At 53.9% G+C, this 13,587-nt stretch carries 15 protein-coding genes; 5 read left to right on the forward strand and 10 right to left on the reverse strand.

Annotated elements, in window-relative coordinates; all coding sequences use genetic code 11:
- Position 1: 1 nt before the first annotated feature.
- On the reverse strand, positions 2–379 hold the full coding sequence (locus ACT3TR_RS07945) for a DUF423 domain-containing protein (protein WP_192536000.1): 378 nt from the start codon (positions 377–379) through the stop codon (positions 2–4).
- Between the two features lie 139 nt (positions 380–518).
- Here ACT3TR_RS07945 and thiS point away from each other — a divergent pair, with 139 nt between their 5' ends.
- From thiS to trmB, 3 genes are read left to right on the forward strand one after another with little or no spacing between them, the layout of a single operon-like run.
- Positions 519–725 (forward strand): sulfur carrier protein ThiS, encoded by a 207-nt coding sequence (thiS, locus tag ACT3TR_RS07950; protein WP_096282237.1) that lies wholly within the window; start codon positions 519–521, stop codon positions 723–725.
- A 10-nt stretch (positions 726–735) separates the two neighbouring features.
- Positions 736–1,545, forward strand: a complete 810-nt coding sequence (locus ACT3TR_RS07955) for a thiazole synthase (RefSeq protein WP_193063151.1) — start codon at positions 736–738, stop codon at positions 1,543–1,545.
- Positions 1,546–1,560: 15 nt separating this feature from the next.
- Complete coding sequence (gene trmB, locus ACT3TR_RS07960) at positions 1,561–2,340, forward strand: tRNA (guanosine(46)-N7)-methyltransferase TrmB (protein ID WP_192536002.1); 780 nt, start codon at positions 1,561–1,563, stop codon at positions 2,338–2,340.
- Between the two features lie 17 nt (positions 2,341–2,357).
- Here the strand turns inward: trmB and ACT3TR_RS07965 are convergent, their stop codons facing one another.
- Together ACT3TR_RS07965 and ACT3TR_RS07970 are read right to left on the reverse strand one after the other, a co-directional pair.
- Complete coding sequence (locus ACT3TR_RS07965; protein WP_192536003.1) at positions 2,358–3,395, reverse strand: 2-hydroxyacid dehydrogenase; 1,038 nt, start codon at positions 3,393–3,395, stop codon at positions 2,358–2,360.
- 342 nt (positions 3,396–3,737) lie between these two features.
- Positions 3,738–4,652, reverse strand: coding sequence for an AEC family transporter (locus ACT3TR_RS07970; RefSeq protein WP_192536004.1), 915 nt, complete (start codon positions 4,650–4,652; stop codon positions 3,738–3,740).
- A gap of 242 nt (positions 4,653–4,894) precedes the next feature.
- On the opposite strand from ACT3TR_RS07970, the gene ACT3TR_RS07975 reads away from it, so the two are divergent.
- Positions 4,895–5,113, forward strand: a complete 219-nt coding sequence (locus tag ACT3TR_RS07975) for a hypothetical protein (RefSeq protein WP_225734384.1) — start codon at positions 4,895–4,897, stop codon at positions 5,111–5,113.
- A gap of 67 nt (positions 5,114–5,180) precedes the next feature.
- Here the strand turns inward: ACT3TR_RS07975 and ACT3TR_RS07980 are convergent, their stop codons facing one another.
- The 7 genes from ACT3TR_RS07980 to ACT3TR_RS08010 all read right to left on the reverse strand — a co-directional run bounded on the left by ACT3TR_RS07980 (position 5,181) and on the right by ACT3TR_RS08010 (position 11,572).
- Entirely contained in the window at positions 5,181–6,275 is a 1,095-nt protein-coding gene (locus tag ACT3TR_RS07980; RefSeq protein WP_192536005.1) for a poly(3-hydroxybutyrate) depolymerase, read from the reverse strand.
- 3 nt (positions 6,276–6,278) lie between these two features.
- Entirely contained in the window at positions 6,279–6,959 is a 681-nt protein-coding gene (locus tag ACT3TR_RS07985) for an FKBP-type peptidyl-prolyl cis-trans isomerase (protein WP_192536006.1), read from the reverse strand.
- A gap of 131 nt (positions 6,960–7,090) precedes the next feature.
- Positions 7,091–7,534, reverse strand: coding sequence for a universal stress protein (locus ACT3TR_RS07990; protein WP_192536007.1), 444 nt, complete (start codon positions 7,532–7,534; stop codon positions 7,091–7,093).
- Between the two features lie 21 nt (positions 7,535–7,555).
- Positions 7,556–8,839 (reverse strand): TRAP transporter large permease, encoded by a 1,284-nt coding sequence (locus ACT3TR_RS07995; RefSeq protein WP_192536008.1) that lies wholly within the window; start codon positions 8,837–8,839, stop codon positions 7,556–7,558.
- A gap of 30 nt (positions 8,840–8,869) precedes the next feature.
- The gene (locus ACT3TR_RS08000; RefSeq protein ID WP_192536009.1) at positions 8,870–9,448 is read right to left on the reverse strand and encodes a TRAP transporter small permease; all 579 of its coding nucleotides are present in this window, start codon (positions 9,446–9,448) and stop codon (positions 8,870–8,872) included.
- 281 nt (positions 9,449–9,729) lie between these two features.
- Positions 9,730–10,776, reverse strand: coding sequence for a TRAP transporter substrate-binding protein (locus ACT3TR_RS08005; RefSeq protein WP_192536010.1), 1,047 nt, complete (start codon positions 10,774–10,776; stop codon positions 9,730–9,732).
- A 208-nt stretch (positions 10,777–10,984) separates the two neighbouring features.
- Positions 10,985–11,572, reverse strand: a complete 588-nt coding sequence (locus ACT3TR_RS08010; protein WP_192536011.1) for a TIGR02444 family protein — start codon at positions 11,570–11,572, stop codon at positions 10,985–10,987.
- A gap of 31 nt (positions 11,573–11,603) precedes the next feature.
- Between ACT3TR_RS08010 and ACT3TR_RS08015 the strand changes: the two genes are divergently transcribed.
- A complete protein-coding gene (locus tag ACT3TR_RS08015) occupies positions 11,604–13,580 on the forward strand; it encodes an ATP-binding cassette domain-containing protein (protein ID WP_192536012.1) in 1,977 nt (658 codons plus the stop codon).
- Positions 13,581–13,587: the final 7 nt, after the last annotated feature.

Genomic DNA, 13,587 nt, shown 5'->3' on the forward strand with positions numbered 1-13,587 from the left:
CTTACGAGGCTTTCACGACCGTAATTGCCAGCATTACCCAGCCTAACATCAGCAGCAGGCCACCTATCGGCGTGACGATGCCGACGCTAAGCCCCGCCAGCGCCATTACGTAGAGTGACCCCGAAAAGCCAGCAACACCCAGCGCCCAGCAGGCTAATATCCAGCGCTGGCCACTTAGCGGCTGTACCCGCTTCCATACCAGCACTATCATCATGGCAAGCGTGTGCCATGCTTGATAACGTACGCCGGTTTCAACAGCGCTGACCATTGCTTGGGTCGTCCGTGCCTGCATGCCATGCGCTGCATAGGCACCCAGCATCACCATTAATACGCCCGAGAGCGCCACGACACACCACCACACTTTATCTGTTCGCTGCACGTTGCTCTATTGCCTCCCGTTTGATTGCGCCCTACGCGCTGATTGCACTCATGGCGTACCTTGAACGGCTCGAAACCGCTACAATAGGCAACGCATTGCCACGACGAATGAGACACTCCTATTCATGTCTACACAAGCTATGCCCATACAAATAGAGCTAAACGGTGAGCCACATACGCTGGCGGCTGGCCTTACCGCCGCCGACCTAGTGGAACAGCTAGGCCTTAGCGGTCGTCGTATCGCCGTTGAAATTAACGAAGAGATTGTCCCCCGCAGCCAGCACGCCAATACCTGCCTGGCCGATGGTGACCACGTGGAAGTCGTGCATGCCATTGGCGGCGGCTAAAGGAAATACTATGACGCAACCTACCTCTGCACCGCTAGCCGATGCCCCGCTAACCATTGCCGGGCGCGATTTTCACTCGCGCCTGCTGGTTGGCACCGGCAAGTACAAAAATTTTACAGAAACCGGCGCCGCCATTGCCCAGAGCGGCGCTGAAATCGTCACGTTTGCCGTCCGCCGTACTAACTTAGGCCAGGATGCCGGTGCGCCCAATCTGTTGGACGTTATCTCGCCCCAGCGCTACACCCTGCTACCTAACACCGCTGGCTGCTATACCGCTAAAGACGCGGTGCGCACCTGCCGCTTAGCCCGCGAGCTGCTTGATGGCCATAACCTGGTCAAGCTGGAAGTACTCGGTGACGAAACCACGCTTTATCCCAACGTGGTAGAAACGCTAAAAGCAGCCGAAACACTGCTTGCCGACGGTTTTGATGTGATGGTGTACACCAGCGACGACCCTATTGTGGCTCTCGAATTAGAAGCGATGGGTTGCTGCGCCATCATGCCGCTGGGCTCGCTGATTGGCTCTGGCCACGGCATTCAGAACCCGCACAACGTACGCCTCATTGTTGAGCGCAGCAGCGTGCCGGTGCTGGTGGATGCAGGTATTGGCACTGCGTCAGACGCGGCCATGGCCATGGAGCTAGGCTGCGACGGCGTGTTGCTGAATACGGCCATTGCTCACGCCCGCGAGCCGCTACGCATGGCCAACGCCATGAAGCTGGCCGTTGAGGCCGGACGCGATGCATTTTTAGCCGGCCGCATGCCACGTCGGCAATCCGCCGACCCTTCCTCACCTTTCGCAGGCCGTATTAACGGTTAATTGATTCGAGACCCCATGACTGAATCTAGCTCTGAAAACAGCCCTGAAAATAGCGATTCTCAAGACAGCTCCCTTGAGAACAACACCGGCCCAGAAAGCCAAGATGCTCCGTTGCACCGCCGCGGCATTAAAAGCTATGTGATTCGCGCGGGCCGAATGACCCCGGCACAGAACCGCGGATTAGACGATGTATGGCCGCGCTTTGGCTTGACCATCGCGCAAGGCCGTCAAGACCTAGACGCACTCTTTGGACGCCAGGCGCCACGCGTAGTGGAAATCGGCTTTGGCATGGGTAACTCGCTTATCGAACAGGCCCAGACTCACCCAGAGACTGACTTTATTGGCATTGAAGTCCATGCCCCCGGCGTTGGCAAACTACTTGATGAAGTCGACAAGCGCGGCCTTAGTAACCTGCGCGTTTATCGGGAAGACGCTCTAGCAGTGCTTGAGCAGTGCCTTCCCGAAGGTTCGCTGACCACGCTGCAGCTGTTCTTCCCCGACCCATGGCCGAAGAAAAAACATCATAAGCGACGCATCGTGCAACCAGCGTTCGTCGAGCTAATTCGTACGCGCCTGATGCCCGGCGGCACCTTTCACTTAGCAACTGACTGGGAAGCCTACGCCGAGTGGATGGCCGAGGTGATGGAAATAGCCCCCGGCTATGCCAACACGGCCACCCAGGAAACGGCCCCCTATGTACCCCGCCCCACGTTTCGCCCGCTGACCAAGTTTGAAGCACGCGGCGAAAAGCTCGGCCACGGCGTATGGGATTTGATTTACCAGCGTCAAGATTAAGCTATTTTTAGTGCTGCCTATTCAAACGCAGTGCGCGCGCCGTCAGCATCTTGGGGGGCGCATTTAGCGTTCAACACCTGATGCATCGCCCCTTCACCACTTTCAAAGGCGTCGATATTGGCTAGGGTGGTCTCAGCAATATTCGTTAAGGCCTCTGTGGTGAAGAAGGCCTGATGGCCGGTGATCAGCACATTGTGAAAGGTTGTCAGACGCATAAACTGATCATCGCTAATCACTTGTTCGGATAAGTCTTCAAAGAATAGCTGCTCCTCCTCTTCATAGACATCCAAGCCAAGGCGGCCGATTTTGCCGCTTTTCAGGCCGGCGATGACGGCCTGGGTATCAACCACGCGACCGCGACCCGTGTTTAGAATCATGACCCCAGCTTTCATTTGCGCGATGGCATCGCTATTAATCAAATGATGAGTGTCAGGCGTTAGAGGGCAGTGCAGGGAAATAATATCGGCTTTAGAGAACAGTGTTGGTAGCGGCACGTACTTTATAAATGGTTTTGCATCCGAGTTGGGAAAAGGGTCATAAGCCAACATCTGGCAGCCAAAGCCATGCATGATATCGGCAAAAATCAGCCCGATTTGTCCCGTGCCAACAACGCCGACCGTTTTGCCATTGAGATCAAAACCCAGCAGGCCATCCAGAGAAAAATTTCCCTCACGCACGCGGTTATAGGCGCGATAGGTCATTCGATTCAGGCTGAGCAGAAGCGCCACAGCATGCTCAGCGACCGCATGCGGCGAATAGGCGGGAACGCGTACAATCGTCATGCCTAATCTAGCCGCTGCCGCTAGATCCACATGATTAAAACCAGCTGAGCGCAACGCTACCAGCCTTGAACCGCTTTTATAGAGCATTTCTAATACCGCGGCATCAAGGCAATCGTTGACGAAGGCGCATACTCCGTCAAAACCCTTAGCCATAAACGCCGTGTCAGCCGTGAGGCGCGTATCGAAAAAGCTCAATGTATGCTTGCCAGCCGTATTGGCGCGGGTCAGAAATATCCGGTCATAGGGTTTAGAACTAAAAACGGCAATGCGCATGACCCAGTGCTCCCACAAAAAATCTATTCACAAATGCATTAAGAAATAAGCGGTGATAACGACAGCATAGGCGACGAGCACAAAACGAGTAACGCTAATTTGCGCAGAGCATTAGCAAGGAGAGGTTATTAGCGAGAGGTAGAAAAAAGAAAGCCACTCCAAAGGAGTGGCAAAAGACCGTGACTAGCAATGAGAGGGAGAAACCATGACAGTCAACTGACGCTGATCTTTGCGAAGTATCTGTCTTGGTCGTGGCGTCTCATCAAACGCCACAAACACACTGTAATCATTCTCATTCAAGCCGTCAATACAAATACGAATATTTTTTATTTAGTTTCTTAATTAGCTTACCAGCTTCAGCCATAGCGGCAGTGTGAGCATTGCTAATAATGTTTGCCCCGTGATGATGGCCGCCATCAGCTCGGCATCGCCTCCCAGCTGACGCGCTAGAATATACGCGGACGTGGCGGTCGGCAGCGCTGCAAACAGTAGCGCCACGTCCCGGCTGACAGGGTCTAGCTGTAATATCCAGGTTAATATCAGCACGAATGCCGGCATTAATAACAGCTTAACGCTGTTAGTGGCCAGCACGCCACGGTCAATACGTAGCAGCGCCGCTGGGCGTAGTGCAACGCCTACGGCTACCAGCCCAAGCGGCAAAGCCGCGCGGCCTAGCAAGCCAACTGTCGCATGACTCCAGCCGGGTAAACCGATGTCCGAGACATTCAGACCAATACCCACGAGACAAGCCAAAATCAACGGGTTTTTAACCAGCGCCATAACGCTTTTACCCAGGCTTGCACTGCCCAAGGTTCCTGCGCCGACAAAGCTTGCGACACACATGACGTTGACCACCGGCACCATCAGAGCAACAGCGACCGCAGCGGTGGTCGCTCCTAAGCTGCCGTGTAGCGCGGCGGCACCGGCAACGCCAACATAGGTATTAAACCGTACGGCGCCTTGGAACACAGAGGTAAACGCAGCGGGTGCGAGCCGTAACCAGCCACGCAAGCGCCATAGCAGCAGCCCAAAAAAAGCCATCGCGCCCAGTAACACTAGCGCTAAACGGCCGACCGGCACCTGGGTCACATCGGCGGTGGCCAAGGTGCCCACCAGCATCGCTGGGAACAGTACAAAGTAAATCAGCCGTTCCATCTGCGGCCAAAAAGTATCGCTTGGCCACCGCCAGTTACCTAGTACTGCACCCAGTAAAATCAATAAAAACAATGGGCCTAAAGCGCCGGTGATACTCTCCATTTGCGTTCCTTATACCTGCGACACTCAAGCACAACGATATCGACTTGATTACTGTTACCATGGCAATCATTTCCGCCTGACGCCTTGCGTAGCGATTATTCTGCCATGAAGATGATGTCCAAAGCTGCATCCCCTGCAGCCTTCCCCGTATTAAGGGTACTGATACTGATCACCGGCTTAGCGCTGGCCGCCTGCGCATTGATGCATTAGCGATATTACCACTGGAAGTAGCAGTAGAGGGTGTGAAAGCCACGCAGATGGACGTTGATTTTATTGGCCGGGACATGGATGTAGGCTTACATCGTTTTGGCCTTACCGCCCGTTCGCCGGGCCACTTTCAAGGCCAAGGCCAGGTAGGCATCTGCACTCAGGCAGTTATGCCTTGGCGAGCGCGAGTCATACTAAAAACGGCCGACGGCAATGTCGGCAGCTGGTTTGATTTTGATGTCATTCGGAGTTAATGAAAATGGCCAGTAAACCGCTATGGCTTGAAGTAGGTGTTGCCGCATTAGAAACTGAGCTAGAGGATTAATCGATTGGCTCTGGCGCTGTCTGAAGGCGATCGAGCATTGCCATCAATGCGCTAATTTGAACCCCTTCGCGGGTATCGTATTGAGGGCTTACCTGCCAGGTGCTTTCAGCAAATCCCCACCAGTCCCAGCAACCCTGGGGATTGGTCATGCTGCTTTCTGCCTGAGGATAAAGCACGATTTGTTGATGCGCTGCAGCCCAGTCATTTAACCCAGAATAGCGGATGAACGTATCACCAATCGCCGCTTCATTCATTTGGCAGCCGTGAATTGCCAGCGTTACCGGGCAGCCGCCCGCCTCGCAGTCTTGCGGTATAAACACGTAGCCCGTGTCAGCCAACCCTTTTGCCGCAAATTCCGCTTGATCAAAGGCGATTAGCGCCCCGCTCTCTTCTCCACTGGAGCTAGCGTCATCTGAGACGTCGCGCTCGGGATAGAGCCAATCCAGCATTTCGCCAGCAATGTCTTCATCGCAGGATAATACATAGCTACCGCCGCCTTGATGGCAGTCGCCCCACTCATGCGGATCAGAAGCGGCGTTACTGGGCAAACGCACCGGCCAACCATGCCCAATATTTTCGCTACGCACAACGCGCAGCTGGTCGGGCGAAGCAAGCCAGCCCTGCCATTGCTCGGCTAATAAATCACCGAGTTCAGGCTCAACCACTTCATCATCTTCACCGTGCCACAGATAAGCCCGGAGCTGACTAAGGGCATCTGTTTTACCCACAAGATCACGTGCTAGGTAACGCTGATGGCGGGTTTGTAAGTCGTCCAATGACGGCGCGCCGTTGCGAGTCGTCAGGCACTGATTCAACGCCAGTCTGAGCGAGCCTTGGGCACAGCTCCAAGGGCCTGCCGCCAGTACACCCAAGCCGCTAAAACGCTCGGGCCATGCCACTGCCAGCTGGGTAGCCATGTAGCCGCCCGACGATAGGCCCACTACGCTTGCGTCATCAGAAGCGGCGCCCAACGCAGGCAGCGCATTGTGCTCGCTGGCGGCCTCGGCTTGAGCAATCAGCGGCACACACATGCTTACGCAAAGCAGCGTGAAAGCAAGAGGATGCACCGCTAAAGCCGAGGCTGGCAGCATCGCTTATTCGACGCCTAGCAGTTCAACGCGGAAGGTAAGCATCTCATTGGGTCCAATCGGGCCCTGGCCGTTTTCGCCGTAGGCAAGCTCAGCCGGGATATACAGCATCCAGCTATCGCCCACGCTCATCAGCTGCAGCGCTTCCTGCCAACCTTCAATCACTTGATTGGTCTGAAAGCTTACCGCCTCGCCACGTTCAAATGAGCTATCAAAGACCGTGCCATCCAACAGCATACCTTCGTAGTTCACTTCAACAGTGTCTTCAGCACCTGGGGTCGCGCCGTCACCAGATTCAAGCACTTCATACTGAAGGCCAGAATCTGTCACCGTGACTTCTTCACGCTCAGCGTTCTCGGCTAGAAAGGCTTCGCCTTCATCAAGATTCATCTGCGCCATTTCTTCGGCTTCAGCTTCACGTGCCTGCATCGACTGCTCTTGGAAAGCCATTAACGCTTCGGTCATCTCTTCTTCCGTCAGCGCGAGCTCAGCATCTTCAAAAACATCGCGCATGCCGTCGTTAAAGGCATCCAAATCAAGGTCTTCAATATCCGCCTGCATGCTTTCACCCAGGGTAACACCCAGGCTATAAGCCAAACGCTGTTCGTCGGTTTCTGGCGCTGCTGCTGCAAAAGGGGCGACCAAAAGCAGCCCCGTAAGAGCCGTTGTAGAAAGCAGTAGTTTCATGAAAGATCCTTTTAAAGCGGCGCCGAACGCCTATCAGTGTCACCCAAAGACTAACACCCACCGCTCGTCAAATGCATCTGCCGAGCGGTGGGTGTTTAATAAGACCACAAAATACTAAAGAGGTTTAGCGATTAAACCACCAGCGTTGGACAATCCGCCGCGCCCGCTACACGCTGGGAGACGCTGCCAAGTAACGGATTTTTTTCGCCATTGGTGCCCTGTGCACCAATGACAATAAGGTCACATTCACGCTTATGGGCAAAACGCACGATGATCCGCGAAGGGCGACCGCCCTTTACAAAAGCCCGCACGCGGGAAGCATCAGCGCCAAGCTCAACAGCATGGGATTTCGCATGGACGGCAATTTCCGTGGCGTACTCTTTTAACGCATCGTCGGGAAGATCCAGCTGGCTGGGCCGCACCATAGAAAGTGAGGCTTCCAACAGGCTGTGGTGCTTAAAAACGCACAGTAAATAAAGCTCAGCACCGGTCAGCAAATGCAGCCCCACCGCTTTTTCCAACGCCTTGATAGCGCCTTTTGAGCCATCCACCGGGACTAAAATGCGATTAAACATTCGTGTACTCCTCGTGGCCGCTTACCGAAAGGCAACATCACGCAGAAACAGCGCAATCTGCGGGAACATGATCAGCAGCGCGGCGGCCAAGATCAGCATGAAGATGAACGGCGGCGTGCCTTTAATGACATCCCAATAAGGGCGTTTAAAAATCGCAATGGCGGTAAATATATCGCACCCAAAGGGCGGTGTTGCCGACCCTATCGCCACCTGCAGGGTAATCAATATACCCACCAACACCGGGTCTAAGCCCGTTGCAGCAATGGCCGGCGCAAAAATCGGCGTTAACACCAAAATGACCACAATCGGGTCGACAAACATACACGCCACAAAGAACGAGATACAAATGGCAATCAAAACGCCCGTTGGCCCAGCGTCATTGACACCCACCGTTTCCAAGATCATCTGCGGAATTTGCGCGAAAGAGATAATCCACGAAAAGCCATTACCGACAGCGACCAAGATAAACACCACGGCCGTAATCAGGCCCGTCGATTTGGCGATAGCATAAATGTCGTGCATCTTCAGCGAACGAAACACCACAAACTCTAGCAAGATGGCGTACAACACGCAGGCAGCAGCGGCTTCGGTTGGACTAAACACACCCCCGTAAATACCGCCTACGATAATGACCGGAAAGCCTAGCGGCCAAAGCGCTTGTTTTACCGCCAATGCGCGCTCTTTCCAGCTCGCCTTTGGCTCGGTAGGCACGTCTTTAACGATGGCATACACAATGCTATAGGCGGAAAACATCACCAGAATCATTAACCCTGGCCCAATCCCCGCAATGAACAGTTCACCAATGGATGTACCTGAGATTACCCCATAGATGATCATGCCAATGCTGGGGGGAATCAAAAAGGCGATGTCACTGGCGTTAATGATTAGCGCTAACGTAAATGAATCGGAATAGCCTGCCTTAAGCATCTTGGGCCGCAGCGGTGAGCCAACGGCCACCACCGTTGCCTGCGTTGAGCCAGAAACAGCGCCAAACAGCGTACATGAGGCAGCGGTACTGACGGCTAGGCCACCTTTGATATGGCCGATAAACGACATGACCATTTCGATCAAACGGTTAGCCGACTGCCCGCGGGTCATAATGTCCGCGGCTAGGATAAACATCGGCACGGCAATTAATGAGGCGGGGCGTATGCCTGCCATCATCTGTTGGATCAGCGTATCCATCTGTCCAAAGCCGTTAAACATCATATAAAAACCAATTACCGCGGCGGTAATTAGCGGAATCATCATAGGAAAGCCCAGCAGCAGCAGGGCAATCATAGCGGTGACCATTATCGTCGTCATATCTGTTCCCCTAGAGTGCAATGCCCTGCATCAGACTTCAGTTTCGGTATCTTTGTAACCATCCACGACGCCCGTCGAGAGATACACATCGTCAGAGGTGACGTTTTTAACCGCCGTCAGCAAATACTGAATACCGGTAATCAAAAACCCCATTGGCACCCACAGGTAAATAATCCATACAGGCAGCCCCAGCGATGGCAGAACGCGACCTTTGCTGTATAGATCAAGAATATAAACGATTGAATAGTAAAGCAAAAAGAACATCACTAGGGATGTAAACAGGGCGATAAAGATCATCAATACTTTGCGCCCACCGACCGGCAACGCATCGTAGATAGCCGACATGCGGATATGACGACCATGGCGGGCGGCATAGCCGATGCCTGCAAAGGTAATCATGATGATCAAAATCCGGTTTAGCTCACCGGAGAACATAATACTGTTACTAAAGACAAAGCGCGCAATGACATTGGTGACCGTATTCAGTGCCATTAGCAAAACGCCTACCGCAAGAATAACGGCTTCAATTTTGCTAATTGCAGTGTCGATCACTCCCAATATCCCCGGCAAACCGGAGTGGTAGCTATTTTCCATCTCTTCATCGGTCATGGCCTGACTCCTCTCTAATGGCTCTAACGGCAGCTCAATGCCCTCAGTACAATCAATACAGCGTTTTCCAGACCCGTCTCGCGCTATTGAGCAAGAGATTATCGCTAGCGTAACGGCATGCTGATGCAGATGTTTCAACGCTAGATGTACGTAACCCACCCGTAGCGCTTACAAGCCCTAAAGTGAATATCCAACTCCACGTCGGCGCAACAAAAAAGGGGCAGCCTTCGCTGCCCCTTGGGTACATCACCCATTTTGCCCGTATGGCTTATAAGGGATGATTACTCGTTGGTAACGGTCTCAAGGTCTGCTTTAAACTGATCAAGCAGCGCTTGACCACCTTCACCGGTCATTTCAAGGAAGGCTTCTTCAACCTGCGGAGCACGCTCACGGAAGGCCTGAATCTGCTCTTCGTTCAGACGCGTCACCGTTACTTCATCAGACGCCGCCTGAATTTTTTCTAGCGCTTCATCGGCTAAGCCTTTGATGTGCTCAATCGTCTGATCATAAGCGGCTTGTGAAGCTTCTTGCACCAGCGCTTGGTCTTCTTCAGACAGGCCTGCATAGAAATCCTGGTTGGCCATCATCGCGGTGGTAAACCAGCCGTGACCAGTGAACGTCAGGTGTGGCGATACTTCATACAGACCGCCTGATTCGATCCAAAAAATCGGGTTTTCTTGACCATCAAGAATACCGGTCTGCAGACCACCGTACACTTCACCCCACGGCAGCGGCGTAGGCGTTGCGCCGAAGGCATCGTAAGTTTCCGACAGCAGCGGGTTGGTCATGGTACGGATTTTCTTATTATCCATATCCTCCGGTGAGCTAATCGGCTCATTGGTAGTAATGACCATTTCGCCTTCTGGATACATTTTCAGCAGCTCTAGGCCTTGCTCGGCATAAAGCTCCGGAAACATTTCGTTGATGGCTTTGCTTTCGTCAAAGAACGTCAGCACAGTTTCTTCGTCGGTCGGCAGCAGGTAAGGAATAAAGAAAATTTGCGCTTCAGGGATCAGCGCCCCCGTGAAACCAGGCGACTGGTTCACAAACTGCAGGATGCCGTTCTGCGTCTGTTCCATAATGTCATCAGACTCGCCCAGCTCACCAAAACGATACACCTGCACCGTGTTGTCAGAATTTTCTTCAATATATTCTTTAAAGGCATAGGCAAAGACATCTTGAACGTCGCCTTCGTACTCTTCGTGAGCGTAACGCCAGTTGTCTGCTTGTGCCACCGACGCCATGCCTAACAGCAGTGCGCCAACGCTGGCAGTAGTGATTAACTTCGTGGTGACAGAACGAGTAGAAACGGTTTTGCTTGCCTTCATGCGATGTTCCCCTTGCAGTGGTAAGCGCGCGATACAAATGCGCAACATTATTTTTAAAGCGAACTGCTTAGCATCTAACGTTTAAAACCAACCCATCGTCGCGTTTCTCAACGCGGCATTATTGTTCGCTAATAGGCAAAAATGCGTCGTTAACTGCGTGCTAGCGGGCAAATAACGCTAGGTGATTCAAAACTAGCTTAAATTCAGGCTAGCGCGCTCCTTGATGAGGGTCAAGTTGACGAACGAGCGTTTGCAGCGCCTGAAGCGACGCCGAAGGCGTGTTTGAAGAACCAGTAAACTGGAAGGCTTTTTCACCATGATTCAGCTTTTTTTCAAGCCATTCAGCTACGTTAGAAGGCTTTTCAACGATGTTAGTGACGCATTTTTCATCGATTTTTACTTCCAAAGCCCATATTTGCCAACGTTGAAGGTTCTCACGTTCGGCCATCAGTTCCGCCTGTTTAATGGTCTTGCGCAGCGCTGCCACAGCTTCGTTCGAGGCAGCCGACGACGTTAAGTCGCGGCGCAGTGCGCGCAAAACATCCGTTACTCGAGCCTGCCAGTGAAGACGCTCCTTGCGCACGGCAGACACGGCTGTCGACACGGCTTCTAAGCCGCATGAATATAGCCAGCAATGAAACAACACTTCGCAAACATCTAATCCCGCCTCGTCCTGTAACGTTAAGCACGCCGCTTCAACGCCTGGCTTGGCGTAAAACGCGAGCGCAAAATCCCATAACGGTATCTGCTGCAAGCGCTGCAATCGGGTAGAATCAAGCGCAATAGAATCTGGCATCGTATGACCCACATTTTTTTCGGGAGAAGGCATGATCGCACTGCGCCAAGTCGCCCTGCAACGCGGCACGCAAACGCTACTCGACAACGCGGACGTTACTCTTAATAACGGGGTAAAGGCCGGCATTATCGGGGCAAACGGCGCCGGTAAATCGAGCCTGTTCAAACTCTTGCTGGGCGAGCTTGCGCCCGACCAGGGTGATGTCGAGATGAGCGGAGGCCAGCGTATTGCGCATATGGCCCAGGAAGTTGACGCGCTTGACCGGCCTATTATCGAGTATGTGCTCGACGGCGACCTGGCATTACGACAGGCCGAGGCCGACTTACTTGCCGCTCGTGAAGCCGACGACGCCCATCGCGAAGCCGAACTGCATGGCTTAATTGAAACGCTGGACGGCTACCGTGCTGCGTCCCGCGCGGCACAGCTGCTGGTCGGGCTTGGGTTCTTACAAGCTGACCTGACCCGCCCGCTGTCGGCGTTTTCCGGCGGGTGGCGAATGCGCGTCAATCTCGCCCGCACCCTTTTCATGCCTTCTGACTTGCTACTGCTGGACGAGCCCACCAACCATTTAGACCTGGATGCTTTACTGTGGCTGGAGCAGTGGCTGACCCGCTATCCCGGCACGCTGCTGCTGATTTCTCACGACCGCGACTTTTTAGATGCGGTGTGCGACCACATCGTGCATATGCACCACCAAACGCTGGAGCTTTACCGCGGCAACTACTCCCAGTTTGAGCGCACCCGCGCCGAAAAGCTTGCCCTTCAGCAAGCCGAAGCCGTCAAACAGCAGGCGCGTCGGGAAGAGATCGAGCGCTTTATCGCCCGCTTTAAAGCACAAGCGACCAAGGCGAAGCAGGCACAAAGCCGGGTCAAAATGCTTGAGCGCATGGAAGATATCGCCGTTGCCCACGTGGACTCCCCGTTCCACTTCACGCTGCCCGCTGCCGATAAAACGTCACGTCCGCTGCTGGTGCTGGATCAGGCTCAGCTAGGCTATCGCGGTAAAACGGACGACGGAAGTGACGATAACATCCAGCTGGACAAGGTCAACGTTACCCTGCTGCCCGGCAGTCGCATTGGCCTGCTAGGTCCTAACGGCGCTGGCAAATCGACGCTGATTAAATCACTGACTGGCGAGCTTGAGCTACTTAATGGCAAGCGCGTGCCCGGCGAGCATTTAGCGATTGGCTACTTTGCTCAGCATCAGCTTGAAAGCCTGGACGTTTCATCGACGCCCTTTGTGCATGTGCAGCGCCTCTCGCCCACCGCCAGTGATCAGGATATTCGCAATTTCCTGGGCGGATTTGGCTTTAAGGGTGACGACGCCTTCGGCACAGTCGCCAACTACTCGGGCGGCGAGAAAGCCCGCTTGGCGCTGGCATTGGTCGCCTGGCAAAAGCCTAACCTGCTCTTGCTCGATGAGCCGACCAACCATCTGGATTTGGAGATGCGCGAAGCATTAACTCAGGCGCTTGCAAGCTTTGAAGGCACGGTTATTTTGGTGTCTCACGACCGTCACCTGCTGCGGGCGACCGTAGATGAGTTCTGGCGAGTAGCCGATAATCGCGTCGAACCGTTCGACGGCGATCTAGAGGATTATCGGGTTTGGCTTAAAGCGCGCCTGGAAGAGAGTCGCCGCGACTCACGCGGTGAAAAGGCCGAACGTCAAAGTCAGCAGCCTAGCGGCGACAGCCGTGAAGCGCGCAAAGCATCCCGTAAAGCGGCCGCCGAACTGCGCGAAAAATTACGCCCGTTGAAAAAACAGCGCGACCAGGCCGAACAGACCATGGAAAAGGCCCAGCAGGCATTGGAAGAGGTAGAGCTCGTGCTGGCTGACCCTGAGCTCTACACAGACAGTGCGCGTAAAGCGGAGTTGACCAAGACGCTTAGCCAACAGGCTGAGATTAAAGCACGGCTGGATGAGTCAGAGCGGCAGTGGCTCAGCACCGAAGAAGCGCTAGAGACAATGGAAGCCGAGCTGCTGGCCAGCGAAGAAGCGGTTAGCTAGGCCTCGT

This window comes from Halomonas sp. AOP12-B1-6 (assembly GCF_052379225.1).
Taxonomy (GTDB): Bacteria; Pseudomonadota; Gammaproteobacteria; order Pseudomonadales; family Halomonadaceae; genus Vreelandella; species Vreelandella casei.